Origin of the sequence: Rhodoluna sp., from assembly GCF_024641065.1 — a bacterium.
GTDB lineage: Bacteria > Actinomycetota > Actinomycetes > Actinomycetales > Microbacteriaceae > Rhodoluna.
On sequence record NZ_JAHEDV010000006.1, the window covers coordinates 1 to 26,380 of the forward strand.

Sequence of the window (26,380 nt, forward strand, 5' to 3'; positions counted from 1 at the left end):
CTACCACTGCAAGCAAGCAGCCAAAAGACCAGTTCGACTTCTTCCCACTAACCATCGACGTTGAAGAGCGTATGTATGCGGCTGGCCGCATCCCAGGAAGCTTCTTCCGTCGCGAAGGTCGCCCATCAACCGAGGCAATTCTTGCTTGTCGCTTGATCGACCGCCCATTGCGCCCGTCATTCGTTGATGGTCTTCGCAACGAAATTCAGGTTGTAGTAACCGTTATGGCTATCGAGCCAGACGAGCTTTATGACGTTGTGGCTATCAACGCTGCCTCAATGTCAACTCAGCTTGCTGGTTTGCCATTCTCAGGCCCAATCGGTGGTGTGCGTGTTGCACTTATCGACGGTCAGTGGGTTGCTTTCCCTAAGCACTCACAGCTTGAGCGTGCAGTATTCAACATGGTTGTTGCGGGTCGCGTTCTTGTTGAGAACGGCGTTGAAGACGTTGCAATCATGATGGTTGAGGCTGAAGCTTCAGAAAACGCCATGGACCTAATCGCTGCTGGTGCCAAGGCTCCTTCAGAAGATGTAGTTGCCGAAGGTCTTGAGGCTGCAAAGCCATTCATCAAGGCATTGGTTAAGGCTCAGGCTGACCTAGCCGCTGTTGCTGCAAAGCCAACCGCTGACTACCCAACCTTCTTGCCTTACACCGACGAGGTTTTCTCGGCAGTTGAGGCTTCAGCTGGTGCAGAGCTAGCTAAGGTTTACCAGATTGCCGACAAGGTAGAGCGTCAGGATGCTGACGATGCACTCAAGGCTGAAACCAAGAGCAAGCTAGAGGCAACTCTTGACGAAGCTCAGATGGCTCAGTTCTCTGCTGCCTACAAGTCAGTAACCAAGAAGATCATGCGTACCCGCGTTCTAAAAGAGGGAATCCGTATCGATGGCCGTGGCCTTCGCGACATCCGTCACCTAGACGCAGAGGTTGCTGTAATTCCTCGTGTTCACGGTTCAGCAATCTTCCAGCGTGGAGAGACCCAGATTCTTGGTGTAACCACCTTGAACATGTTGAAGATGGAGCAGCAGATTGACTCATTGAGCCCAGTGACTTCAAAGCGCTACATGCACAACTACAACTTCCCGCCTTATTCAACTGGTGAAGTTGGTCGCGTTGGTACTCCAAAGCGTCGCGAAATCGGTCACGGTGCTCTTGCCGAGCGTGCGTTGGTTCCTGTTCTTCCAAAGCGTGAAGACTTCCCATACGCAATCCGCCAGGTTTCAGAGGCTCTTGGTTCAAACGGTTCAACCTCAATGGGTTCTGTCTGTGCTTCGACTCTTGCATTGCTAAACGCGGGTGTGCCTCTTCGTGCACCAGTAGCTGGTATCGCAATGGGTCTTATCTCTGACACCGTTGACGGCAAGGTTCAGTACGCAGCGCTTACTGACATCCTTGGTGCTGAAGACGCACTTGGCGACATGGACTTCAAGGTGGCCGGTACCCGCGACTTCGTAACCGCTATTCAGCTTGACACCAAGCTAGATGGCATTCCGGCATCAGTTCTTGGTGGCGCTCTTACTCAGGCTCGTGAAGCTCGTCTTCACATCCTTGATGTAATGGGTCAGGCAATTTCTGAGCCAGACGAGATGGCACCAACCGCTCCACGCGTTATCGCTGTGAAGATTCCGGTTGACAAGATCGGTGAGGTCATTGGTCCAAAGGGCAAGATGATCAACCAGATTCAAGAAGACACTGGCGCAGACATCTCAATCGAAGATGACGGAACCGTTTACATTGGTGCAACCGATGGCCCTTCAGCAGAAGCTGCAAAGGCTGCGGTTAACGCAATTGCAAACCCTCACGTCCCTGAGATTGGCGAGCGTTTCCTAGGAACTGTTGTGAAGCTAGCCACCTTCGGTGCCTTTGTTTCTTTGGTTCCTGGTAAAGATGGCCTTCTTCACATCTCAGAGCTAAAGAAGCTAGCTGGCAAGCGCGTTGAGAACGTTGAAGACGTTCTTGAGGTTGGCCAGAAGCTTCAGGTTGAAATCACCAAGATTGACGACCGTGGCAAGCTTTCACTTGCTCCAGTTGTTGAGGGTGAAGACGCCTCAGCTGACTCTGACGAAGAGTAAATCCCCAAGTTATAAAACAAAGAAAGCTTCTGGTCACCAATGAGTGAAATCCTTTTTCCACTAGACCAGAGCGAACTCTCGTTCACCGCTTCGGGAGGTAGTTCGGTTCGCCGTTCTATCCTCCCAAGCGGTGTTCGCGTTTTAACCGAACACATTCCGGGTGCTCAAAGCGTTTCGATCTCGTTTTCAGTAGCTGTGGGCTCTCGCGACGAAGCCAACGGCCATTTTGGATCAACCCACTTTCTTGAGCACCTGCTGTTCAAAGGCACCAAAAAACGCACGGCACTAGATATCGCGGTTGCCTTCGATTCAGTAGGTGGTTCTTCAAACGCCTCTACCGGTAAAGAACACACCAGCTACTACGCCCGTGTGCAAGATAAAGCTCTTCCGCTAGCCGTTGACGTTATCGCCGATATGCTCACGTCTAGCCTCATCGACCCAACCGAATTTGAGAACGAGCGCACCGTCATCCTTGAAGAATTGGCGATGAACGACGACGACCCTCAAGACGTTGCCCACGAAGTCTTCAGCGAGGCCGTATTGGGCTCGCACCCGCTCGGTCGACCAATTGGCGGAACCGAAGCAACCATCAACGCTGTGACCCGCGAGGCGGTTTGGCAGCACTACCAAGCCAACTACCGTCCGCAAGACCTCGTAATTGCTGCAGCTGGCGGCGTTGAACACAATCAGCTCATTGAACTCGTTGAAAAAGCTTTGGTCGAGGCAGGCTGGGATCTCTCAGCCAAGGCACACCCGGTTGAACGCCGACTATTGAACCCGGCAGAAATCACCCGAGGAACCGCGCTCAAGGTAATCAACCGCCCTATTCAACAGGCCAATGTTTTGGTTGGCATGCAGGGGCTAGTCGCAGATGATCCTCGCCGCTATGCGATGGGTATTTTGAATACTGTTTTGGGCGGTGGCATGAGCTCACGCATGTTCCAAGAAATTCGTGAAAAGCGTGGCTTGGCTTACTCGGTTTACTCATTCAACACCGGTTATTCAGACGCAGCCTATTTCGGTCTCTACGCTGGATGTTCGCCAGCAAAGACCCAAGAGGTAACCCGACTGATGATTTCGGAGTTCGAGAAGATTGCCACCGATGGTATTCGCGAAGACGAGTTAGAACTTGCCAAGGGCAACATTTCTGGTGGGCTAGCTCTGAAGTATGAAAGCAGCGCAGCCCGAATGAATCGCCTGATCAGCGCCGAGATTGTCAACGGTGAGTTCTTTGACCTTGACGATTCACTCAGCCACGTGAACGCGGTAACCATCAACGATGTTCAGTCGCTTGCGGCTGACTTGATCAAGCGAGAGCGTTCAATTGTTGCCGTTGGTGACGTAACCGATGCCACCTTCAACGAGTTTCTCTAGGATAAAACTGTGACTATCAAAGTAGCCGTTGTCGGCGCCACCGGAAGAATGGGCAAACTTGTCCTTGACCTAATCGATGCATCTCAGCACACCAGCTTGCACGCGGCACTCGATTCCAGGAGCGAATTGATAGAAATTCTTGGAGCAGACGTCGTATTTGACGTTACCCGCCTCGAAGTTAGCGAGTCGGTGGTTGATTTTGCAATCTCGAACGGCATGAAGGTAGTTGTTGGCACCAGCGGTTGGTCGGCTGCAAAATTGGCCCAGCTCGAGCCAAAGTTGAAAGCCAACCCTGGCTCAGCTGTTGTGGTTATTCCAAACTTCTCAATCGGTTCGATGTTGGCAAGTTCGTTCGCGGCTCAAGCTGCAAAATTCTTCGAATCGATTGAAATTGTCGAGGCTCACCATGCTGGCAAGATCGATTCACCCTCAGGCACAGCCGTGCGAACCGCAGAGATGATTTCTGAGGCACGTGAAGGCCTAACTCAGCCACTTATTCCGGGTGTTGGTCAAACCGCCAGAGGAGAGATCGTAGCCGGCGTTCCGATTCACAGCCTTCGTTTGGCTGGAGTTGCAGCCAAGCAAGACGTGCACTTCGGTGGCGTTTCAGAACTGCTAACCATCAGCCACGAAACTAGCTCAGTTCAGGCTTATTCGCATGGCATCTTGCTAAGCATCCGTGTTGCTGCACATGCCTCTGGCAGCCTGGTGGGTCTTCAGGCAGTCGTCGACGCATCTAGCAAACTCTAGGTTCGTTCGCCATGTCTAAGGCCAAAATTGGCGCGGTTGTAATGTCAGCGCTGTTGCTGCTTTATGTGGCACTGCTCTCTCAAACAGCTATCTCACTTTTGCTGACCGACATTCTGGTTGCCAAAATAATGGGTGCCCTAATTGCAGTTTTTCCCGTTCTCGGCGCATGGGCAATCATCCTTGAATTCAGGTTCACTATCGCTCTCGAAAAGCTCCAGAACCGCATCAACGACGAGGGCAGGTTTCCGAGTTTCGAACTTGAAGTGCGCCCAAGTGGTCGTGCCATTCGAGCCTCGGCTGAAAAGATGTTTGCGCTTTATAAAACCGAAGCTGAAAACCACCCGGATGATTTTCACACCTGGTTCAATCTTGGAGTGGCCTATAACGCAGCCGGCGATCGCAGGCGTGCTCGAGGTGCCATGCAAAAGGCAATTGAACTTAGCAAAAACTAAAAAATCCCCCGCCAACTAGATGGCAGGGGATTTTTTTGAAACTTTAGGCTGAGCGAATCACGCCAACACGCTTCAGGCCGATGTAGATCTGGCAGCCGAGGCAAAATGCGAAAACGGCGTTCAAGAAAGCAGCCACAAAAGCAGCAGCGGCTGCATAAACCAGGCCGTCTTCGATACCAACTGCATAAAGAACAAGGCCAACTGCGGCTACGAAGAAGCCAACGCCCTGGGCAAATTGTGGCGCACGTGGGTCTTCAAGTTCAGTCGGAGCCTTTAGTGCAGGGCGAACTAGCTTCTTGAAGATAAAACCGTATGGGTGTTTAGCCGGGCCAAAAATCGCACCCCACAGGAACAGTGCGGTGATTGCGATCAGAAGTGCAAACGCTGCCGGCAGAGTTGCAGCATCAAGCGCCAAAAAGACTGTCACCAAAAGTAGAACAGAGGTGATTGCTGCGCCAAAGCGTGGGCCGCGCGGGTCGATACCAGCAGGTGATTTCTTTGATTCGCTCATTAGATTTCGAAGCTCCCTAGTTCATTTTGGATTGTTTGTGCTTTCACAGCTCCACCAATTCTTGAGGTTACTCGACCTTTAGAGTCGAGAACCAAGGTGGTGGGAGTCTGCAGAATATTGAATTTTGACGCCAAATCTAGGCGATTGGTGATGTCGACCTCGATGTGCAGTACATCCGAGTGAACCTGTTCTAGTTCATCGAAAAGGCGAGCGGTTTGTCGACACTGGGTGCAAAATTCGCTCGAAAACTGCAAGAAGGTAACGCGCTTGCCAAACCTGGTGACCGGTTTACCGTCTTTGACAGCAGCAATTTCGGCCAAGTCGATTACTTCGCCACCCGAAACTTGCTTCGAACGGCCAGTTTTGGTTTTCCAAAGCAAGCCTGCTGCAGTTGCAACGGCAAGCAATGCCAAAACTAGGATGATGCGAAGCTCGGGGGACATGCTTCAAGATTAACTTGCCTTTACATCCGCGCCGTTTTTATTGCGCATTATTTCAGCGGTAGGCTAAAAGCGTGTCAGATATTATTTTTCGCAGTGACGTTACCGTCGAATTAGTTCGTGCCAACGCAGCCGATTCAGATGTGCTGTTTGCAGCGCGTGTTTCAACTCAGGGTGAACAAACTCTTGAAGCCGCAGCAGCCCAGACCGATGCAGCCGATGATGAGAAGCGCTCAAAGGGCCTGATCAACTACCTAATGCGTGACCGTCACGGATCACCATTCGAGCACAACTCAATGACTTTCTATGTGCAGGCGCCAATTTTCGTGTTCCGCGAATTTATGCGTCACCGCATCGCTAGCTACAACGAAGAATCTGGTCGTTACAAGGAGCTAAGCCCGGTCTTCTATGTTCCAGGACCAGAGCGCAACTTGATTCAGGTTGGCAAGGCAGGAGCTTATGAATTCTTGCCTGGCACCGCAGAGCAGACAGCCTTGGTCGAGCAAGAGGCTCGCACCGCTTCAACCAGCGCTTATGAGTCTTATCAGCGCATGCTTGAGGCAGGCGTTGCTCGTGAGGTTGCCCGCATCGTGCTTCCTCTAAACATTTACTCAAGCATGTACGTCACCATGAACGCTCGTGCCTTGATGAACTTCTTGAGCTTGCGCACCAAGCGTGAAGGCACTCACTTTCCGTCATTCCCTCAGCGCGAGATTGAAATGTGTGCTGAAAAGATGGAAGACGAGTTCGCCAAATTGATGCCTTATACCTATGAAGCATTCAACACTAACGGTCGAGTAGCGCCGTAATCACAAGCTGTTAAGAAGCCCTCGGTGTCAGTCACCGGGGGTTTCTTTTTGTTTACCGATAGGCTTAAGCCATGTCTAACAACCAGAAGAACCTATTTGGTCAGGTACTCGTTGCACTTGTCACCCCGATGAACGCCGAAGGCGAAGTCGACTGGGATGCAACCGAGAAGCACATCGACTATGTGATTTCAAACGGTGCCGACGGTGTTGTCGTCACTGGAACCACTGGTGAGACCAGCACCTTGACCGATGCTGAAAAGATCAAACTGGTTGAGGTTGGCAAGTCTGTTTCTGGTGGTCGTGCAAAAATCATCACCGGCGGTGGCTCAAACGAGACCGCACACGCAATGCAGCTCTATAAGGCCTCTGAAAAGGCCGGAGCCGACGGCGTAATGATCGTGACTCCTTACTACAACAAGCCAACCCAGGCTGGTGTGCTGACCCACTTCAGACTTATTGCAGATTCAACCGACCTGCCAGTAATTCTTTACGACATTCCTGGTCGTGCCGGAATTGCTATCGCTCATGACACATTCTTGCGCGCATCGAAGCACCCAAACATCCTTGCTGTAAAAGACGCAAAGGGTGACCTTGCTCAGGCCTCGAGAATCATGAACGAAACCGACCTGCTCTACTTCTCGGGTGACGACTCAAATGTGCTTCCTCACCTTTCAATAGGTGCAACCGGTTTGATCGGTGTTACCGCCAACGTGGCTCCTGCTGCCTACCGCGCAATGGTTGATGCCACCAACGCCAATGACTTTCACAAGGCCCTAGAGGTTCACAACAGCCTTGAAGCGCTTCAGCGTGCACTGATGACCCACGTTCCTGGAACAGTCGCGTCGAAGTATGTTCTTCACGCTCTTGGATTAATCAACAGCCCGCGCGTTCGCCTGCCTTTGGTGGGCCCAGAAGATGCCGAGGCAGCTCGCATCGAAGAGGCAATCGACAAAGTTGGCAAGGTAGTTGGCCTTAGCTTTGAAAACTTCCGACCAGACCGCAATGCAGCAGCCGGTGGTGCTCTGCCAAAGGTGGCTGGCACCACGCGCTAAAGCGCCTTTAGAAAAGAGAACCAATGGTTCAAACCCTTCCGGCCCCAGCCCCGCTAAAGCCGGGCGTTCTTCGCATCATTCCACTCGGTGGAATCGGAGAAATCGGCCGCAACATGACCGTATTCGAAATCGACGGCAAGATTCTGATCGTTGACTGCGGTGTTCTGTTCCCTGAAGAGCACCAGCCGGGTGTCGATGTGATTTTGCCTGATTTTGGTTACTTAAAAGACCGCATGGATGACGTAGTCGGAATCTTCTTGACCCACGGTCACGAGGACCACATCGGCGGAGTGCCATACCTTTTGCGCATGAAGCAGGATGTTCCACTGTTGGGTTCTGCGCTCACTCTCGCATTTGTTGAGGCGAAGCTCAAAGAGCACCGAATTTCACCATATTCAATGGTCGTTACCGAAGGTCAAAAAGAGACCTTGGCTGGATTCAATCTGGAATTCATCGCAGTAAATCACTCCATCCCAGATGCAATGGCGGTTGTCATTCGCTCAAAGGGCGGAACTGTGCTTCACACTGGCGATTTCAAGATGGACCAATTGCCACTCGACGGCCGACTCACCGATCTACGCGCCTTTGCCCGTGTTGGCGAAGAAGGTCTCGACCTTTTCATGAGTGACTCAACCAACGCCGACGTACCTGGTTTCACCCCTCTTGAAAAAGACATTGGTCCGGTTATCGAGAGCGTGATTGCTCGCTCTAAAAAGCGTGTGATTGTTGCGTCTTTCTCAAGCCACGTTCACCGTGTGCAGCAAGTGGTTGATGCCGCCAAGGCCAATGATCGCAAAGTTGCACTTGTTGGTCGCTCTATGGTTCGCAACATGCAAATTGCCATTCAAATGGGCTACCTAACTGCAGAAACCGAAGACTTTGTAGACCTCAAGCAAGCAGCAAATATGCCAGGCGACAAAGTGGTTTACATGTCTACCGGTTCACAGGGTGAACCGATGGCTGTGCTGGCTCGAATGGCAAATCTTGAGCATGACATTGAGATCGGCGAGGGCGACACAGTAATTTTGGCCAGCTCGCTCATCCCAGGTAATGAAAACGCCGTTTACCGAGTGATCGATGGATTGACCAAGCTTGGCGCCAATGTGGTTCACAAGGGCAATGCCAAGGTTCACGTTTCAGGTCACGCTGCGGCTGGTGAGTTGCTCTACTGCTACAACATTCTGAAGCCAAAGAACGTCATGCCGGTGCACGGTGAATATCGCCACTTGATTGCCAATGGCAAACTTGCTGAGCAAACCGGTGTTCCTCACGAAAGAGTACTCATCACCGAGGATGGTTGGGTAATTGACCTAGCCGATGGAATTGCCGAGGTTGTTGGCGCTGTTGAGTGTGGTCTGCTATTCGTAGATGGCAAAACCGTTGGAAAGATTACCGAAGAAGACCTTAAAGACCGCCGGGTCTTGGCTGAAGAGGGTTTCATCTCGATTTTCTGCGTTATCGATGCTGAAACTGGTCGAGTCAAGGTTGGTCCTGAGATTCGGGCGCGTGCTTTTGCCGAAGACGACCACGTGTTTGACGACGTGAAGCCACAGATCGAGCGTGCGTTGGCCGAAGCTGCCGGTCAGGGCGTCAAAGATACCTATGCGCTTCAGCAGGTCATTCGAAGGACCATTGGTACTTGGGTAAATAAGGCTCATCGACGTCGCCCAATGATCATTCCGGTGGTAATTGCTGACTAAGACAAACCTGCCACGCCTACAGGGTTATAGCCCTGCTGGCTGTTAGTTTTGACGCATGGCAACACGCAAACCAACCACCCCCAGAAAACCTGCGCCACGAGCGGTAAAACCTCGTGCCAAGCAGGCTTCTAGCCGTTCAAGCAACGGCTCAGGTTTTTGGTCTGTTCTCGCTTCGATTTATATGGCATTTGCCCACGCAGTCGGCGCTGGCGCTCGTGCACTGAGCCCAGACAAAATCGATAAAGACGAACGCCGTGATGGTCTGCCATTCTTCATGTTCCTGCTTGGAATCGCTGGCGCATTTTTCGGCTGGGTATTAGTTAAGCAAGAGTGGGCCATCGGTCTGCATGTCTGGACTTTCGGTGCGCTTTTCGGTCGTGTTGCTTTTGCCCTGCCGGTGATTCTGGTGATTTTTGCGCTCTATCTGATGCGCTACCCGGCCACGATTAAAGACAATGGCCGCATCGGAATCGGCCTATTTCTCTTCATCGTTTCGATTTCAGGGTTCTTCCATGTTTTTGGTGCACAGCCAGAGCCGTCAGATGACATCTGGAAAATCGCTTACTCTGGTGGAATCTTCGGCTGGTTGATCTCAGTGCCATTCCTCAGCACCATCACAATTTGGGGTGCTGTTCCGGTTCTAATTGCCTTCACTTTCGGTTCTCTGCTGATCATGACCAAAACTGCTCCAAACCGCATCGGTGAGCGACTTCGAGAACTTCAGGTTTATCTCTTTGGTGAGTCAGCTCAAAGGGTCGAGTCTGAACCAGAAGCCGATGAACTTCTTGACGCTTTCGACGGAACCAAGGTTCCTTGGTGGAGAAAACCCAAGTCTGATGTTGAGCCAGCCTTTGACACAGCACTGGTTGTTGATGACTCATTGGTTGAAGCCGATGACAACTTTGACATTTTGTTTGGCGACCCAGTGCAAACAAACGTTCCATCGGTAGATTCAGTAAACATTTCTGACCTGACCGAACCAATCGATATTCCAGCGGCAACTTTTGTTGAACCGGCTGCTGCACCGGTTGCTGCTCCGGCAGTGGGCGATGCCGGTGTCTCGGCACCAGCTCGCAATTTACGACCATACGTGATGCCTCCGCTAAGTTTCTTGGCGCCCGGATCACCACCAAAAGCCAAGTCAGCGGCCAACGAATTGCTGGTGCAATCGATCACCAGCGTTTTCAAGGAGTTCAACGTTGAGGCGGCCGTAGTTGGTTTTCAGCGTGGACCAACCGTTACTCGTTACGAGGTCGAGCTCGCCCCCGGTGTGAAGGTTGAAGCCGTAACCCGACTTGCAAGCAACATTTCATACGCTGTGGCAAGCAATGAAGTGCGCATTCTGGCGCCCATCCCAGGTAAATCTCTGATTGGTATTGAGATTCCAAACACCGATCGAGAAACGGTTTCGCTTGGCGACGTTTTGCGCTCTGAGGTTGCTACCAAGAGCCTGCACCCACTGACTATTGGTATCGGAAAAGACGTTGAGGGCGGCTTCGTGATTGCCAACCTTGCAAAGATGCCTCACTTGCTGGTTGCCGGTGCAACCGGCGCTGGTAAGTCGAGCTTCGTGAACTCGATGATCACCTCCATTTTGATGAGAGCCAAACCAGCCGAGGTTCGAATGGTTCTGATCGACCCAAAGCGTGTTGAACTGACGGCGTATCAAGGTGTTCCGCACTTGATTACGCCAATCATCACGAATGCTAAAAAAGCGGCCGAGGCGCTGCAGTGGGTCGTTAAAGAAATGGACATGCGCTACGACGACCTAGCCAGCTTTGGTTTCAAGCACATCGATGATTTCAACCGTGCCGTTGTCGCCGGTGAAGTTAAGGTTCCTGAAAATAGCAAACGCGTGCTTCAGCCTTACCCATATTTGCTCGTGGTTGTTGATGAGCTTGCCGACTTGATGATCGTCGCACCGCGAGATGTTGAAGACTCAATTGTTCGAATTACTCAGCTGGCTCGCGCCTCTGGAATCCACCTAGTTTTGGCTACCCAGCGACCTTCGGTCGACGTCGTTACTGGTCTTATTAAGGCCAACGTTCCAAGCCGTCTGGCGTTCTCTGTGACATCGCTTACTGACTCTCGCGTGATTCTTGACCAACCTGGCGCTGAGAAGCTCATCGGTCAGGGTGACGCACTGTTCTCGCCAATGGGAACCAATAAGCCAATTCGTGTTCAGGGCGCCTGGTTGGCTGAGAGCGAGCTCGACAAAATTGTTGAGCACGTCAAAGCACAGATGCAACCTGAATACCGCACGGATGTAGAAGAAGTTGCCGTCTCTAAGATTGTCGACGCAGATATTGGCGACGACCTTGAAGTCTTGTTGCAGGCAGCCGAACTCATCATCAATTCGCAATTTGGTTCGACGTCAATGTTGCAGCGCAAACTTCGCGTTGGCTTCGCCAAAGCTGGCCGTTTGATGGATCTGCTCGAATCGCGTCAAATTGTTGGACCGAGCGAGGGTTCAAAGGCCCGTGATGTATTGGTGAAGCCAGAAGACCTTCCAAATGTCTTGGCTCAGCTTCGCGGTGAACCTGGTGCCAGTGCAACTCCTGCGGTGGCGCATGCGGCCGCAGTTATCGACTTGCCGGCTGAACCGGCTAGTGCCTTAGCAGCCGGAAACTTCGATGATTTCATCCCTCGCGCCAACATTGACCGCTCAATCATCACTGGTGATGAAGATGACGGCGATGAAGATGCTTGGCAACTGACAGGGCGCAACTAATGATTGAAAAAACCGCAAAAAGCATTTTTAACCTGCCCAACATAATCACGATGGCCCGCATCCTTGCCGTGCCTTTTTTGCTCTGGTCACTTTTTGCCATCGGCGATAAGTCATCAGGTTGGCGTTGGCTTTCGGTGATCATTTTCATCGTGATCATGGCCAGCGACGGAATTGACGGGGCAATTGCCCGCAAACGTGGTTTGGTTACCAACCTGGGCAAACTGCTTGATCCAATAGCTGATAAAGCCTTGCTTGGGGGAGCCCTGGTCGCTCTTTCGATTCTCGGTGAGGTTCAGTGGACCTTCACCATTCTCGTTTTGATCCGCGAGCTTGGAATCACTGCCTATCGAATGGTAGTTATCAAAAAGCGTGTGGTTGCTGCTTCGGCCGGCGGAAAGTGGAAGACGACTTTTCAGGGCGTCATGGTCGGAATGGTTATCTCGCCACTTACTGAGTGGTTGGGGCCATGGTTTGGAATCCTTGAAAGCCTGATTGTATTCACAGCGCTTTACCTGACCATTCACACCGGTGTTCAATACCTTGTAGCTGCTGCTAAAGCTCGCGACTAATGTCTGCTTCAAAACTTGTTGAGGCAATTCGCCAGCGCGGCTTATCGTTGGCCTTGGGGGAGTCGCTAACTGGGGGAGCGCTTTCGGCAAAGATAGTTGATGTTCCGGGTGCATCGTCGGTTTTGTTGGGCTCAGTGGTTGCCTACGCTTCTGACGTCAAATCTGCCTTGCTGTCAGTTTCACCAGCATCACTTGAAGTTGAGGGTGCCGTGAGCGAGCAGGTGTCACTTGAGATGGCTCGCGGAGCTCAATCTAATTTGGCTACGGCCTGCGGGCTTGAAATTTCCAAGGTAATTGCATGTTCCACCACGGGTGTTGCTGGCCCCGATCTGCAAGATGGAAAAGCCGTTGGAACTGTTTTCATCGGATTGGCCGGTCCAGGCGAACTGAAGAGTGTGTTTGCACACTACTTCGTCGGTGATAGGAATGAGATCCGATCACTTGCTGTGGATGCAGCAATAGAGCACTTGAATGATTGGGTTTCTAAGCTTTAGGAACAAAACCGTGCTCCACGGTGTTCAAGTAGAGGAAAACAACCGAAACAATGCGACTCTCAGGCAAATCTCAGCAGTTCTGTTTAGGATTTGTCTTAGGTAGCGGGTAGGTTGTTTCTACTGCAGAAAAGGAGGCCAAACATGGCTCTAGTTCGTCAAGAAATTGGTGACGTCCTTCGTGACTTCCGTCAAAAAAAGGGTCGCACACTCCGTCAGATCGCCAGCCGAGCTTCGGTAGCTCTTGGTTACCTAAGCGAAGTTGAGCGAGGTCAAAAAGAGGCGTCTTCAGAGATCCTCGCTTCAGTAGCAGATGCACTTGAGGTCCCAATCTCGGTGATTATGCGCGAAGTCAGCGATCGCCTTGCGCTTCTTGAAGGTGTGGTTATTCCTGACACTGTGCCAGCTGAATTGGTGGCTAACTTCGATGCAGACCTGGTCGGTACTCGATAAATAGATTTTTCAAGAAAACCCCGAGCGAGTGTTCGGGGTTTTCTTTTTACCTAGATAGGGTCTTAGTGTGCGACTGAGTGAATTTAAAGGGCTTATGGCTGATGAGTTTGGCGAAGCCTACGCAGCTGTTTTACTTGAAGACCTGGTGCTCAGCGAACTTGCCGACCAAACCGCAAACCTGGCAATCAAGCAGGGCACAGACCCCAAGGATGTTTGGCTCGCCCTATGCAAGTCTCTGGGGGTGCCAAAGAGCCGTTGGCACGGTGTGCATAAGGATAAGAAAAAGCCTTCTGAACAAAACAACGAAAAAAAGACACGCCGAGACAATTAACTATCGAAATCTTGTTCGAATATTGGTAAGTTATAAACAACAGGTTTTTGAAGAAGTTATCAACAACAAAGTTGAATCTGAATCAATGTCAGTACCAATGCATAAAGTCAGTTTCAAGAAGAAATTCTGAAATAGTCAGCTAGGGCGATTATCGCCAGAAGCAAGAGGATCGAAATGGCATCACCAGCAGAACGCGAGAAGGCTCTAGACACAGCTTTGGCGCAGATTGACCGTCAGTTCGGCAAGGGCTCGGTAATGCGCCTTGGTTCAGACGAGCGTGCACCGGTTGAAGTAATCCCAACCGGCTCAATTGCTCTTGACGTTGCATTGGGCACCGGAGGCCTTCCTAAGGGCCGAATCGTTGAGATCTATGGCCCAGAGTCTTCAGGTAAAACCACCGTTGCCCTGCACGCAATTGCGAATGCACAGCGCAACGGCGGCATCGCGGCTTTCATCGATGCTGAGCACGCACTTGACCCAGAATATGCCAAGGCACTTGGTGTAGACACTGACGCGCTTCTCGTTAGCCAACCAGACACCGGTGAGCAAGCTCTAGAAATCGCCGACATGCTAATTCGCTCAGGTTCAATCGACATCATCGTGATTGACTCGGTGGCCGCGTTGGTACCTCGCGCAGAAATCGAAGGCGAGATGGGTGATTCACACGTTGGTCTACAAGCTCGACTCATGTCACAGGCCCTTCGCAAGCTAACCGGTGCACTAAACACCACCGGAACCACCATGATTTTCATCAACCAGCTTCGCGAGAAGATCGGTGTCTTCTTCGGAAGCCCTGAGACCACCGCTGGTGGTAAGGCACTGAAGTTCTACGCTTCTGTTCGTCTAGACATTCGCCGAATCGAAACCCTAAAAGATGGAACCGACGCAGTGGGTAACCGCACCCGCGTGAAGGTCGTCAAGAACAAAATGGCTGCACCTTTTAAGCAAGCTGAATTCGACATCATTTATGGCGTAGGAATTTCGCGCGAGGGTAGCTTGATTGACTTCGGCGTCGAAAAAGAGATTGTGAAGAAGTCAGGTGCTTGGTACACCTACGAGGGTGAACAGCTTGGCCAGGGTAAAGAAAATGCTCGCAAGTTCCTTATCGAAAACCCGAAGACTGCCGACGAGATCGAAAAGAAAATCAAGACCAAGTTGGGCATTGGTGTTCCACGCGTAGTAGCCGACCTTCCTGTCGATGAGAAGGCAGCAGTGGCAGACGCAAAGGCAGCAGCAGAACCAAAGGCTGCTAACGCGGGCTAATAATGGCATTTGCAAAAGGCCGACCACGTCGTAAACCCTACGACGAATCTGACTCAGATTTTGAGTCAGGTGGTCGGTCTTTTTCACGTTCAAACGAACCTGCCGAGAAACGGGTTTTAAGCCCTGAACGTCAAGAGCAGCGCGCAAGAAACGTCTTGCTGTATCAACTTAGTAGAAGCGCTAAAAGCACTCACCAACTGCGATTGATACTCGAAAAGCGTGAGATCGATTCTGACATAGCCGAGCGCGTGTTGGAGCGTTTCACTGAAGTCGGGCTGATTGACGACCAACAATACGCCGAAACTATCGTTTCTAGTCGCCGAAATTTCAAAGGTTTGGCGAAAACTGCAATCAAGCGCGAGTTGGCCGAAAAGGGTGTTCCGCAACCACTTATCGAGGCGGTAACCGAAGGTATTACCGCTCAAGATGATCTGGAGTCTGCAAAGGTGCTGGCCGTTCGTAGGTTTGGACAGATGGCCAACCTAGAGAAGGTTGTCCGAGAGCGCAGACTTGCAGGATATCTTCAACGAAAGGGCTATTCATCGGCAGTGACCTTCGCGGCAATCAGGTTCGCTGACAAGCAAACGCTAAAATAGTCATCTAATGACAAACACCATCGCACGCAGCTATGAGGTTCGCACCTATGGTTGCCAAATGAACGTTCACGACTCAGAACGTGTTACTGGTCTTCTCGAGGATGCAGGTTATGTGCAGGGCGTGCCGGGTGAAAGTGACGTAGTAGTCTTCAACACCTGTGCAGTGCGTGAAAACGCGGACAACAAACTTTATGGCAACCTGGGAATGCTTGGTGAGAAAAAGCGCGAGACCCCGGGCATGCAGATCGCGGTAGGCGGTTGCCTCGCGCAAAAAGATCGCGACATCATCATCAAAAAGGCTCCATGGGTTGATGTTGTTTTTGGAACACACAACATCGGTTCGCTACCTGCTCTGCTTGAACGAGCCCGCCATAACCAAGAGGCTCAGGTTGAAATTCTTGAGAGTCTCGAGACTTTTCCTAGTGACCTGCCAACCAAGCGTGACTCTACCTATGCAGGTTGGGTTTCGATCTCAGTTGGTTGCAACAACACCTGCACTTTTTGTATCGTGCCAAGCCTGAGGGGTAAAGAAAAAGATCGTCGCCCTGGTGAAATCTTGGCCGAAATCAAGGCACTAGTTGCTGACGGTGTTATCGAAGTCACCTTGCTTGGGCAGAACGTCAACACCTACGGCGTCGAATTCGGCGATAAGGGTGCATTCGCCAAACTTTTGAGGGCCTGCGGTGAAATCGAGGGGCTTGAACGTGTTCGCTTCACGAGCCCCCACCCAGCTGCGTTTACTGATGACGTGATCGAAGCCATGGCTGAAACACACAACGTAATGCCACAGCTGCACATGCCTTTGCAATCGGGCAGCGACAAAGTTCTCAAAGACATGCGTCGTAGCTACCGCAGTGAGAAATTCCTAGGAATCATTGACCGCGTTCGTAAGGCCATGCCGGCTGCCGCGATCAGCACTGACATCATTGTTGGCTTTCCTGGTGAGACTGAAGAAGACTTCCTTGAGACCATGCGAGTTGTTGAAGAAGCGCGCTTTGCAGTTGCCTTCACCTTCCAATACTCAAAGCGTCCAGGTACTCCAGCGGCCGATCTCCCAAACCAACTACCCAAAGAGGTTGTGCAAGAACGCTATGAGCGCTTGATGGCCTTGGTTAACGATGTTGCTTGGAAAGAAAACCAGGCAGTAATCGGCTCGGTTGTTAACGTGCTGGTGGCAAACAACGAGGGCCGCAAAGACGATGCAACCAACCGCATGTCTGGCCGTGCTGAAGACAACCGTCTAATTCACTTTGAAGTGCCAGTTGGGGCCGAACGCCCACGCCCCGGCGACATTGTTACCGCTAGAGTCACTGAAGCCGCGCCTTATCACCTGCTGGCTGATGACCTGAGCGTTTATTCAGTTCGACGCACTATCGCCGGCGATGCGTGGGACCGCGCTGAGGCGGCCAGTTGCGGAGTTCCGCCAGAGCCAAGCGCCGCTGGCAAGTTATCCGTGTCTCTTGGTTTGCCAACTATTCGCAAGAACTAATGGCAAATCGACTTATCGCAGTCGTTGGGCCCACCGGCGCAGGAAAGTCTGATTTAGCAATCAGCATTGCCGAGCACCTCATCGCGGGTGGCGGTAAAGCCGAAATCATAAACTGCGATTCGATGCAGTTTTATAGGGGCATGGATGTTGGCACCGCCAAACTAAGTCTTGAAGAGCGCCGAGGAATCAAGCACCACCTTCTTGATTGGCTTGAAATAACCGATGAATCTACAGCGGCCGAGTTTCAAGATGTCTCTCGCCCGCTAATCGAAGGCATTCAAGCGCGGGGAGTGGTACCCATTTTGGTGGGCGGCTCAATGCTTTATGTTGCCGCTGTGCTCAATCGGTTTGAATTCCCGGCGAGAGATGCCGAGCTGCGAGCCAAGCTCGAAGATGATCTCGCTGAACTTGGTCCGCATGAAATGCATCGCCGATTGCAGGCACTTGATCCGATTGCTGCAAGCAGAATTGTTCCCGAGAATGGTCGCCGAACCGTTCGCGCCATCGAAATCATCAGTCTTACGGGTGAGCCGTTCGCTGCAGCCTTGCCAGATGTTCCCGAGGATTGGCAGCCGGTGCTCGAGATTGGCATAAATGGAGAGCGCGAAGACTTGCGCGAACGCCTGCGACTTCGTGTCATAAACATGTGGCAGTCTGGGCTGCTGCAAGAGGTTCGCAGCCTTGAATCCGCGGGCATCAGAGTCGGTAAAACCTCGTCTCGAGCGATTGGCTATGCCCAAGCACTCGCTCAGCTCGACGGTGTAATTACCGAGCGTGAGGCCATCGACGACACAGTTAGGCTTACCCAAAAATATGCCAGGCGACAAATGTCGTGGTTCCGCAGAGATAAGCGCATTCACTGGCTTGATTACCAAGATGCCAACTATAAGAGTGATGCTTTCGAGCTAGTCGACGAATGGTTAGCTAACGATTCGCCTCCGAAAACTAGCCTTTAGGCTTATTGTATGGCAAATTTCATTTCTTTCACCAAGGGTCACGGAACCGGCAATGATTTCGTGTTGGTTCTCGATGCCGACGGAGAACTGGAATTGACCGCAAGTCAGATTTCTAAAATCTGCGATCGCCATTTTGGTATTGGAGCCGATGGTTTCATCCGTGTCATCAAATCGGCAAACTTGCCCGAGGGTGCGGCTTCGCTGCTTGAGGAGCCTCAGGCCACCTGGTTCATGGATTACTACAACAGTGATGGCAGCACGGCAGAAATGTGCGGAAACGGCACGCGGGTTTTTGCTCGTTACCTCACCGAAAAGGGCTTGGTTGAGTTGAGCGATGGTGAGACACTGTCGATCGGAACCCGAGCTGGAGTCAAAGACCTGCAGCGAAACCTCGCCGGATTCGCTGTGGACATGGGTCGTTGGAAGCTCGAAGACGAGGCACTCGTAAAAGCCTCAAATCTTGATGTTGCAAGGCCGGGTCAGTGCATAAATTTGGGTAATCCTCACACAGTGGTTGCCCTGGCATCACTCGATGAATTGGCTGAGCTAGACCTGACCAAAATGCCAGCGGTTGAACCAAGGCCCGAAAATGGCACCAACATTGAGTTCGTCGTACCTGCTGAACCAATGATCAAAGACGGCGTTGGAACAATCTCAATGCGTGTGTTCGAACGTGGAGTTGGCGAGACGCTTTCTTGCGGAACCGGCATTGTGGCCGCTGCTCTTGCCACGAGAAATTGGGCGGGTGCGGGTGCTCCTAATCAATGGACAGTCAAGGTTCCTGGTGGCACTCTCGGCGTACGAATGTTTGCAACCGAAAATGGCGAGCACGTTGGTCTGAGTGGTGCTGCCGAGTTGGTATTCGAAGGTCAGATTGACCTTGACCAGCTTTAATTAGCCGCGGTTCTTAACGCGAAGAATTCTGAAAGATTTTGCCGTTTCAACCCGGATGGTTGAGAAGTCCTGCGGTAACGAATCTTCTAACCATCGGTGCAAAGAATCTGCGCCCAAATTCTTTTGTACAACGAGATAGCCCTCAGCCCCATCAGCAAGTTTCGGTAGCCACTTCAGCAAGATTTCGTGCAAAACCTCTTTGCCAACTCTGATTGGCGGATTCGACCAAATACCTGAAAAAACCAGATCGTCGGGAACATCCTCGGGCTTGCAAGTTTTGATGTTGGTCAGTCCCAATTTCGCAGCATTTGCCGCGGTAAGTTCCAGTGACCGTTCGTTCACATCAATAGCCCAGATAGTGGCTTTGGGTGAGTGCGACGCAAGGGCGAGGGCAACAGGACCCCAACCGCAACCAATGTCAAGAATGTTTCCGCTCGGCGGAGCTTCATCCAAGTGATTGAGCAAAATGCCGGTGCCCTGATCAATGTGGTCTGGGCTGAAGATGCCTCCGGAGGTAGTTACGCTAACTAGGCTTCCGTTGATTTCAACTTGGATGTTCTTTGGTTTGAAGGTGCTGCCTGGGGTCTCAGAAAAATAGTGTTCTGACGACATAGTCGAAACACTAATACAGATACGCAAACTAGTGTTAGTTGCATGGATGAAGAGCTAAACGAGGCTGAGGAGCAACCAACCTTTACTCACGGCACTTCACGTGGCGATGAGGTTGTGAGTCGCATTCTTCGGCGTGATGCCCGTGCTGAGGCTTTGGGTGCTGATTCTTATGGTTACAACGCTTTCGACGGTGATCAATTAGATCGCGAAGATCGATCTTCGCTTCGTCGCGTAGCCGGGCTTTCAACCGAGTTAGAAGACATCACCGATGTTGAATATCGCCAACTGCGCCTTGAAAAAGTCATTCTTATTGGGCTGTGGGGTGAGAACACCCTTCAGGAGGCAGAAAACTCACTTCGTGAACTCGCTGCCTTGGCAGAAACCGCAGGCGCAACAGTGCTTGACGGGCTCCTACAACGTCGCGCTCACCCTGACCCTGCAACCTATCTCGGCAAGGGCAAAGCTCAAGAACTAAAGGCACTCGTAGCTGCGGCTGGCGCCGATACGGTTATTGCCGATACCGAGCTTGCTCCTAGCCAGCGCCGTGCGCTCGAAGATGTAGTCAATGCCAAAGTTATTGACCGAACTGCGGTCATCCTAGATATTTTTGCCCAGCATGCCAAAAGCCGCGAGGGTAAAGCCCAGGTTGAGTTAGCGCAGTTGGAATACCTATTGCCACGTCTTAGAGGCTGGGGTGAATCGATGTCGCGTCAGGCCGGTGGCCAGGCTGCTGGTGGTGTTGGCATGGGCTCTCGAGGCCCTGGTGAGACCAAGATCGAACTCGACCGTCGCCGAATAAATACGCGGATGGCCAAACTGCGCAAGCAAATTATTGCGATGAAGCCTGCCCGTGAAACCAAGCGTGCGAATCGCCTAAAAAATGAAGTGCCGGCGGTTGCAATTGCCGGCTACACCAACGCCGGTAAGTCTTCATTGCTAAACCGCATGACTCAGGCTGGGGTTTTGGTGCAAAACGCATTGTTCGCAACCCTCGACCCGACTGTGCGCAAGGCCAAAACCCCGGATGGTCGCGACTACACGCTCGCTGACACTGTTGGCTTTGTTCGTGCTCTACCTCACCAGTTAGTTGAGGCATTTAGATCGACTCTTGAAGAAATTGCCGACAGCGATCTCATCGTTCATATTGTTGATGCCTCGCACCCCGACCCAGCCGGTCAAATCTCGACGGTGCGAAATGTAATCGGCGAAGTTGGTGCCAGAAGTATTCCTGAGCTAATCGTGTTCAACAAGATTGACCTGGTTGATGAAACCACCAGGATGGCCCTGCGCAGCATGGAGCCAATCTCAGTATCAGTCTCGGCTCGCACTGGCGAGGGCATCGACAACCTGATGCAGATTATTGCCGACTTGATTCCTGAACCTGATATCGAGGTTGCAGTTCTCATTCCATATGACCGTGGCGATCTGGTATCTAAACTGCACTTGAATAGCCGAATTTTGGTTCTTGATTATCGTGAGACCGGCACCTTTGTTCGGGCCATGGTTAAACCAGAAACGGCAGCCGAACTTGCCGACTACCGTTTGGTTATTTAGAAGCTCTTAGACCGAGCGCATCACTGCAACTACCTTGCCCATAATTACGGCGTGGTCACCTGGGATAGGTGCGAAAGATGAGTTTCTCGGCAACAGCCAAGTGTGGCCATCTTGCTGTTTAAAGGTCTTTACGGTGGCTTCATCTTCTAGCAGTGCTGCCACTATGTCGCCATTTTCAGCAGTTTGTTGCTGACGTACAACTACCCAGTCGCCATCGCAAATGGCAGCATCAATCATTGATTCGCCCTTAACCTTCAGCAGGAACAGGTCGCCCTTACCAACAAGTTGGCGGGGGATAGGAAAGAACTCCTCGATGTTTTGTTCGGCCGTGATGGCGGTGCCAGCTGCAATTTGCCCGACCAAAGGAATCATGACCGCGTCACCGATCGGAGTAGCGTTCTCGGCAACTTCGCCGTCCTGAGACTCCCAGCCCGGGAGTTCAATGAGCACGTCGATGGTGCGCGGGCGTTTAGGGTCTCTGCTGATGTAGCCAGCGAGTTCGAGCTGGGTGAGCTGGTGGCTGACACTCGCAGGTGATGAAAGACCAACCTCTTCGCCAATCTCGCGCATGCTCGGAACATAGCCTCGATCGGCCTTCGAGCGTTGAATCGCCTGCAAGATTTTCTCTTGCATCGGGCTGAGGCTTGATGCTCGACGCGTCTGACGCTTTTCTTCCATCGCCGGCTCTCCTTTAATGTCGGTGGCCCAAGTTTGAATTGGGTAACTATCGAAACTGTATTCGCTTTTCGAGGGTAAATCAAACACTTTTTCGAATAATCGAGAAAATATCTTGACAAAATGTCGGCGTGTGGTCGTATTCTTGATTTATAACGAACAACTGTTCGAAACAAAGATTCGCATAGTTTCAAAATCAATTTGCCGAACGGCAAGTTGAATCCAGTTATGAAAGGTGTTTCAGATGTCTACCTACACACCAACCACTCGCTTCACCCGACCAACCACTCGCGTGCAGACTGCGCCAGCTGTTTCTGCCCAGGGCCGTCGATTTTTGCGAACCGTTCTTGTCTTGGCAGTTGCCACCGCGGCTGGCCTTTCTGCGGTTACCGGTCTTGGTGCTGGCAGTGCTACCGCTACTGGTTCGACTAGCAGTGTTGAGTTTAAGTACGTCACCATTTCAGCAGGGCAAACTCTGTGGAGCCTCGCAGCATTAAACGCACCAGAACAAGACCCACGCGACTGGATCGCCGAAGTAATCGACCTTAATGGCCTAACCACAGCTGAATTGGCCCCAGGCCAGCGCATCGCCCTACCTGCCAACTAGCTACAAACGAGTAATCTAGAGGGGTGGCCAGACTTGAAGACCTACCCCTACGCTCAGACCTTAGAGGTCGCACACCCTATGGTGCGCCTCAACTGCATGTGCCAGTTGCTCTGAACGTAAATGAGAACACCCACCGCATTCCTGAAGAGGTCGCGGTAGAGATTATCGAGCGCCTCGCTGGTGCGGTTTTAGACATCAACCGCTACCCCGACCGCGAATTCATGGAACTTCGACAGGCCCTCGCTAGTTACCTTGGTTTTGGGTTGACACCTGAGCAGATTTGGGCCGCTAACGGCTCGAACGAAGTCCTTCAGCACATTTTTCAGGCCTTTGGTGGGCCGGGCCGTAGTTCACTTGGTTTCGGTCCTACCTATTCGATGTATGCGCTCATTGCGCAGGGCACCGGAACCGAATACACCGATTTCCCTCGTGAAGCACGTTACGAACTGACTCCCGAATATGTACGTTCGGCAATTCTCGAGAACAAGCCCAACATTGTGATGCTCTGTTCGCCGAATAACCCAACGGGCACCCCGCTTGACCTGGCCTGTATTGAGGCGGCCTATGATGCCATTACTGAGGCAACCGGTGGAATCGTTGTGGTTGATGAGGCTTACGCAGAATTCGGTGGCAGCACCGCGATTAGTGCAATCTCAATCCTTGAAGGTCGCGAACGACTGTTGATTAGCCGAACTATGTCAAAGGCATTTGCGTTTGCTGGTGCTCGAGTTGGTTACCTTGCAGCTGATTCTGCCGTTGTTGACGCACTGAGACTGGTTCGTCTCCCTTATCACTTGAGCGCTTTCACGCAGGTGGCTGCCGAGGCTGCACTCGCGCACTCAGCGACAATGTTGGCAACCGTTGATGACATTTGCTACCAGCGCGATCGCATAGTGGTCGAACTTAAAGAACTTGGCCTAGACCCATTTAGATCTGACGCCAACTTTGTGTTGTTCGGCGGCGTGTCTGACTCTCAGTCGATCTTCGAAAAATTGCTTGAACGAGGCGTGCTCATTCGCAATGTCGGCATACCCGGCACTCTTCGAGTGAGTGCCGGAACAGAAGCCGAGACCACAGCGTTTTTGTCAGCGCTCAGAGAAGTGCTTGCAAACTAGCCTTCGCTAGACTTACCCCTAGAGAATTTCTACACCGAAAGGTACCCAATGAGCCGTTCTGCAAGCTTGCAGCGTCGCACCTCAGAGTCTTCGATTGACCTGAGCATCAATCTAGATGGAACTGGTCGCGCCGATGTTTCTACATCCGTGCCATTTTTTGACCACTTGTTGAACGCCTTTGCTAAGCACTCGCTCGTTGACCTAGTAGTCAAAGCTTCAGGTGACACTCACATCGATGTTCACCACACAGTTGAAGACACCGCAATTGTTTTGGGCCAGGCTATTCGTCAGGCTCTTGGCGACAAATCAAATATTGGTCGTTATGGCGATGCGACCGTTCCACTAGATGATGCACTTGCACGTGCTGTTGTTGATGTTTCTGGCCGCCCATACCTGGTGCACACTGGCGAGCCTGCTGGGTTCGAATTTCACTTGATTGGTGGGCACTTCACCGGTTCGATGATTCGTCACGTGTTTGAGGCTATTTCATTGAACGCTGGCATTACTGTGCACGTCACCGTCTTGGATGGCCGCGACCCGCACCACATCGCCGAGGCTGAGTTCAAGGCATTTGCTCGCGCGTTCCGCAAGGCCGTTGAGTTTGATGCACGCGTGGAGGGCATTCCTTCTACCAAGGGTGCTTTGTGAGTTCACCACGCGTAGTCGTTCTTGACTATGGCAGCGGAAATGTTCACTCGGTTGCACAGGCGCTTGAAGTAGCCGGCGCACGCGTTGAGCTAACCCGCGACCGCGATTCAGTTTTGGCTGCCGATGGTCTTGTCGTGCCCGGAGTCGGAGCGTTCACCGCGGTCATGGAGCAGCTAAACGCTGTCAAGGGTTCTGAGCTGATCGATCGTCGTTTGGTTTCTGGCAAGCCAGTGCTCGGCATTTGCGTGGGTTTGCAAGTCATGTTTGAGCATGGTGTCGAGCACGGCATTGACACTGAGGGTTTGGGCCAGTGGCCAGGCGTTGTTGAAAAACTTGAAGCGCCGGTTTTGCCGCACATGGGCTGGAACACTGTGCAGCCGCCAGCTGCCACCAAGCTTTTTCAGGGTATTCAGGATGAGCGTTTCTATTTCGTGCATTCTTATGGCGTGCTCGACTGGAAAATGGACGAACAGGGTCCGCTTACCCACCCTCAGGTAACTTGGGCTGAATACACCAGCCGTTTTGTCGCTGCAGTCGAAAACGGCCCTCTTTCAGCAACACAATTTCACCCAGAAAAATCTGGTCAAGCCGGAATCAAGCTGCTCAGCAACTGGCTAGGCACTTTTTAAACAGCCGCGGTAATCGCAAAGAAAAGAGAATCACATGTCTAACTACCTAGAACTTTTGCCAGCTGTTGACGTTGCCGACGGAAAAGCCGTGCGTCTAACCCAGGGCGAAGCTGGTTCTGAGACTGACTACGGTAGCCCACTTGAAGCTGCTCAAACCTGGATCAACGCTGGTGCCGAGTGGATTCACCTGGTTGATCTAGACGCAGCGTTTGGCCGTGGCGACAACCGCGCCATCATCCGTGAGGTGGTTGACTCAGCAACTTCGGTAAAGATTGAGTTGTCTGGCGGTATTCGTGACGATGCTTCACTAGAGGCGGCGCTTGAGGCCGGAGCAACCCGCGTGAACCTTGGTACCGCAGCGCTTGAAAACCCTGAGTGGACCGAAAAGGTAATCGCAAAATTCGGTAACGCAATTGCCGTTGGCCTAGATGTGCGTGGCACAACTCTTGCTGCTCGTGGCTGGACTCGCGAAGGCGGTGACCTTTGGGAGGTTCTAGCGCGTCTTGAGGGGGTTGGCTGTGCTAGATACGTAGTCACCGATGTGACCAAGGATGGAACCCTACGCGGCCCAAACATCGAACTTCTTCGTGAAGTTATGAAGCGCACCAGCAAGCCAGTGGTGGCTTCGGGCGGCATCAGCTCGCTTCAAGACATCACCGATCTTCGCGCACTTGTTGGCGAGGGCCTTGAAGGCGCAATTTTGGGCAAGTCTCTTTACGCGAACAAGTTCACTCTTGAAGAAGCCCTAGCGATCGCTAACGCCTAAATGCACAGTCACGACCACGAACACATCAACAAGGATCGCTTTGCCGATTCTGCTGGTGTGCCGTGGGAGGGCAGGGCCTTCGACAGCAATCCATTTGCCGATGACGATGGAAGTGCTAGGCCTCAACTAATTGAGGCAATCGCTGAGTTTCAAATGTCAGCCGATGCGAGCAAAGTCTTCGTCGAACTTTCAAAATCCCGGCTATTGATTCCGCTACTTGCCAATCTGGGGGAGTCGGGCGAGGGTGCCCACGGCCGAACCGTTGATAAAAGCGCCGACCTTTCGATCGTGACAGTAAAAACCCCGGATGGTGAAACTGGCCTGCCCGTATTCTCATCGGTACAAGCCATGTCGCTTTGGAATTCAACTGCACGACCGGTTCCGACCGACGCAGTCAGGGCTGCGCTCGCCGCAGCCAGCGAAGACACCAAGCGCATTGTTCTTGACCCCGGTAGCCCAACCGAATTTGTGCTTCGTCGCCCGGCAATTGAAGCTATGGCTAAACAACTCGGATGGACACCTCCTCACCTGAACCGTGATCTCTTCAAGGCTCTTACGGCTAGCCTGCAGGGCAACCCAAACATCAAGGGTCTCAGTCTTAGATCAGGAGACCTGCTGTCTCGCCTCAAGGGCCCAGAGTTGATAATTGACCTTGAAATGAAACCAGGTTTGGCTAAATCAGAGCTGGGGGAATCGGTCAATCTCCTGCTAGCCGATTGGGCCAAAATTCCTATGTTGGCAAGTTTGGTTGATTCGATGAAAGTTGAAATTCAAGCCGCAAGATGATTCGCAACGCAAAAAGTGCCCTCAGATAACTCTGAGGGCACTTTTTCATTGTCTA

Annotated in this window: 28 protein-coding genes; 24 read left to right on the forward strand and 4 right to left on the reverse strand. The window is 52.0% G+C overall.

All coding sequences use genetic code 11. The features are described 5' to 3' along the window. The 4 genes from Q0L26_RS04865 to Q0L26_RS04880 all read left to right on the forward strand — a co-directional run. Positions 1–2,072: polyribonucleotide nucleotidyltransferase (locus tag Q0L26_RS04865; protein ID WP_296648177.1), on the forward strand; the 2,072-nt coding region annotated here is incomplete at its 5' end. Positions 2,073–2,111: 39 nt separating this feature from the next. Next, positions 2,112–3,446: a pitrilysin family protein gene (locus Q0L26_RS04870; protein WP_296648179.1), complete on the forward strand. Its 1,335-nt coding sequence runs from the start codon at positions 2,112–2,114 to the stop codon at positions 3,444–3,446. 9 nt (positions 3,447–3,455) lie between these two features. Beyond that, positions 3,456–4,196 (forward strand): 4-hydroxy-tetrahydrodipicolinate reductase, encoded by a 741-nt coding sequence (gene dapB, locus Q0L26_RS04875; RefSeq protein WP_296648182.1) that lies wholly within the window; start codon positions 3,456–3,458, stop codon positions 4,194–4,196. Positions 4,197–4,207: 11 nt separating this feature from the next. Continuing rightward, complete coding sequence (locus tag Q0L26_RS04880) at positions 4,208–4,648, forward strand: tetratricopeptide repeat protein (protein WP_296648188.1); 441 nt, start codon at positions 4,208–4,210, stop codon at positions 4,646–4,648. A 43-nt stretch (positions 4,649–4,691) separates the two neighbouring features. Here Q0L26_RS04880 and Q0L26_RS04885 read toward each other — a convergent pair whose 3' ends face one another. Next, the gene (locus Q0L26_RS04885) at positions 4,692–5,159 is read right to left on the reverse strand and encodes a DUF4395 domain-containing protein (protein WP_296648191.1); all 468 of its coding nucleotides are present in this window, start codon (positions 5,157–5,159) and stop codon (positions 4,692–4,694) included. Next, positions 5,159–5,602, reverse strand: coding sequence for a thioredoxin family protein (locus tag Q0L26_RS04890; RefSeq protein WP_296648193.1), 444 nt, complete (start codon positions 5,600–5,602; stop codon positions 5,159–5,161). Before Q0L26_RS04890 ends, Q0L26_RS04885 begins: the two co-directional genes overlap by 1 nt. A 71-nt stretch (positions 5,603–5,673) precedes the next feature. Between Q0L26_RS04890 and thyX the strand changes: the two genes are divergently transcribed. From thyX to dapF, 13 genes are all read left to right on the forward strand, one after another. After that, positions 5,674–6,408, forward strand: coding sequence for an FAD-dependent thymidylate synthase (gene thyX, locus Q0L26_RS04895; RefSeq protein ID WP_296648196.1), 735 nt, complete (start codon positions 5,674–5,676; stop codon positions 6,406–6,408). A gap of 71 nt (positions 6,409–6,479) precedes the next feature. After that, on the forward strand, positions 6,480–7,460 hold the full coding sequence (gene dapA, locus Q0L26_RS04900) for a 4-hydroxy-tetrahydrodipicolinate synthase (RefSeq protein WP_296648199.1): 981 nt from the start codon (positions 6,480–6,482) through the stop codon (positions 7,458–7,460). Between the two features lie 23 nt (positions 7,461–7,483). Beyond that, the gene (locus Q0L26_RS04905; RefSeq protein ID WP_296648202.1) at positions 7,484–9,160 is read left to right on the forward strand and encodes a ribonuclease J; all 1,677 of its coding nucleotides are present in this window, start codon (positions 7,484–7,486) and stop codon (positions 9,158–9,160) included. 181 nt (positions 9,161–9,341) lie between these two features. Then, on the forward strand, positions 9,342–11,891 hold the full coding sequence (locus Q0L26_RS04910) for a DNA translocase FtsK (protein ID WP_296648283.1): 2,550 nt from the start codon (positions 9,342–9,344) through the stop codon (positions 11,889–11,891). Further along, the gene (gene pgsA / locus Q0L26_RS04915; RefSeq protein WP_296648205.1) at positions 11,891–12,460 is read left to right on the forward strand and encodes a CDP-diacylglycerol--glycerol-3-phosphate 3-phosphatidyltransferase; all 570 of its coding nucleotides are present in this window, start codon (positions 11,891–11,893) and stop codon (positions 12,458–12,460) included. Before Q0L26_RS04910 ends, pgsA begins: the two co-directional genes overlap by 1 nt. Continuing rightward, entirely contained in the window at positions 12,460–12,954 is a 495-nt protein-coding gene (locus tag Q0L26_RS04920) for a CinA family protein (protein WP_296648206.1), read from the forward strand. The genes pgsA and Q0L26_RS04920 overlap by 1 nt, the downstream gene beginning before the upstream one ends. Before the next feature lie 141 nt (positions 12,955–13,095). After that, positions 13,096–13,404 (forward strand): helix-turn-helix transcriptional regulator, encoded by a 309-nt coding sequence (locus Q0L26_RS04925; RefSeq protein WP_296648209.1) that lies wholly within the window; start codon positions 13,096–13,098, stop codon positions 13,402–13,404. Between the two features lie 67 nt (positions 13,405–13,471). Beyond that, positions 13,472–13,735, forward strand: a complete 264-nt coding sequence (locus Q0L26_RS04930) for a DUF3046 domain-containing protein (protein ID WP_296648212.1) — start codon at positions 13,472–13,474, stop codon at positions 13,733–13,735. Positions 13,736–13,909: 174 nt separating this feature from the next. Beyond that, a complete protein-coding gene (gene recA, locus Q0L26_RS04935) occupies positions 13,910–14,998 on the forward strand; it encodes a recombinase RecA (RefSeq protein WP_296648213.1) in 1,089 nt (362 codons plus the stop codon). A 2-nt stretch (positions 14,999–15,000) separates the two neighbouring features. Further along, positions 15,001–15,594, forward strand: coding sequence for a regulatory protein RecX (locus tag Q0L26_RS04940; RefSeq protein WP_296648216.1), 594 nt, complete (start codon positions 15,001–15,003; stop codon positions 15,592–15,594). 7 nt (positions 15,595–15,601) lie between these two features. Continuing rightward, complete coding sequence (gene miaB / locus Q0L26_RS04945) at positions 15,602–17,083, forward strand: tRNA (N6-isopentenyl adenosine(37)-C2)-methylthiotransferase MiaB (RefSeq protein ID WP_296648219.1); 1,482 nt, start codon at positions 15,602–15,604, stop codon at positions 17,081–17,083. Next, a complete protein-coding gene (gene miaA / locus Q0L26_RS04950) occupies positions 17,083–18,039 on the forward strand; it encodes a tRNA (adenosine(37)-N6)-dimethylallyltransferase MiaA (protein WP_296648222.1) in 957 nt (318 codons plus the stop codon). The genes miaB and miaA overlap by 1 nt, the downstream gene beginning before the upstream one ends. Before the next feature lie 9 nt (positions 18,040–18,048). Then, positions 18,049–18,933 carry a diaminopimelate epimerase gene (gene dapF, locus Q0L26_RS04955; RefSeq protein ID WP_296648224.1) on the forward strand — a complete coding sequence of 295 codons (885 nt, stop codon included), beginning with the start codon at positions 18,049–18,051 and terminating at the stop codon, positions 18,931–18,933. On the opposite strand, the gene Q0L26_RS04960 is transcribed toward dapF, so the two are convergent. Beyond that, positions 18,934–19,545, reverse strand: coding sequence for a methyltransferase (locus tag Q0L26_RS04960; RefSeq protein ID WP_296648225.1), 612 nt, complete (start codon positions 19,543–19,545; stop codon positions 18,934–18,936). It lies immediately after the preceding gene. Positions 19,546–19,587: 42 nt separating this feature from the next. On the opposite strand from Q0L26_RS04960, the gene hflX reads away from it, so the two are divergent. Next, positions 19,588–21,099: a GTPase HflX gene (hflX, locus tag Q0L26_RS04965; protein ID WP_296648229.1), complete on the forward strand. Its 1,512-nt coding sequence runs from the start codon at positions 19,588–19,590 to the stop codon at positions 21,097–21,099. A 6-nt stretch (positions 21,100–21,105) separates the two neighbouring features. Here the strand turns inward: hflX and lexA are convergent, their stop codons facing one another. Beyond that, on the reverse strand, positions 21,106–21,777 hold the full coding sequence (gene lexA, locus Q0L26_RS04970) for a transcriptional repressor LexA (RefSeq protein ID WP_296648232.1): 672 nt from the start codon (positions 21,775–21,777) through the stop codon (positions 21,106–21,108). 241 nt (positions 21,778–22,018) lie between these two features. Between lexA and Q0L26_RS04975 the strand changes: the two genes are divergently transcribed. Genes Q0L26_RS04975 through Q0L26_RS05000 form a run of 6 tightly spaced genes read left to right on the forward strand, consistent with a single transcriptional unit; the run spans position 22,019 to position 26,325 of the window. Then, positions 22,019–22,381, forward strand: a complete 363-nt coding sequence (locus Q0L26_RS04975) for a LysM peptidoglycan-binding domain-containing protein (protein WP_296648234.1) — start codon at positions 22,019–22,021, stop codon at positions 22,379–22,381. A gap of 23 nt (positions 22,382–22,404) precedes the next feature. Then, positions 22,405–23,496, forward strand: a complete 1,092-nt coding sequence (locus Q0L26_RS04980; protein ID WP_296648237.1) for a histidinol-phosphate transaminase — start codon at positions 22,405–22,407, stop codon at positions 23,494–23,496. A 48-nt stretch (positions 23,497–23,544) separates the two neighbouring features. After that, on the forward strand, positions 23,545–24,144 hold the full coding sequence (gene hisB / locus Q0L26_RS04985; protein ID WP_296648239.1) for an imidazoleglycerol-phosphate dehydratase HisB: 600 nt from the start codon (positions 23,545–23,547) through the stop codon (positions 24,142–24,144). Next, positions 24,141–24,773 (forward strand): imidazole glycerol phosphate synthase subunit HisH, encoded by a 633-nt coding sequence (hisH, locus tag Q0L26_RS04990; RefSeq protein WP_296648242.1) that lies wholly within the window; start codon positions 24,141–24,143, stop codon positions 24,771–24,773. The genes hisB and hisH overlap by 4 nt, the downstream gene beginning before the upstream one ends. Before the next feature lie 34 nt (positions 24,774–24,807). Then, positions 24,808–25,539, forward strand: a complete 732-nt coding sequence (gene priA, locus Q0L26_RS04995; protein WP_296648244.1) for a bifunctional 1-(5-phosphoribosyl)-5-((5-phosphoribosylamino)methylideneamino)imidazole-4-carboxamide isomerase/phosphoribosylanthranilate isomerase PriA — start codon at positions 24,808–24,810, stop codon at positions 25,537–25,539. Then, positions 25,540–26,325, forward strand: coding sequence for an SseB family protein (locus Q0L26_RS05000; RefSeq protein ID WP_296648249.1), 786 nt, complete (start codon positions 25,540–25,542; stop codon positions 26,323–26,325). It begins immediately after the preceding gene. Positions 26,326–26,380 lie beyond the last annotated feature (55 nt).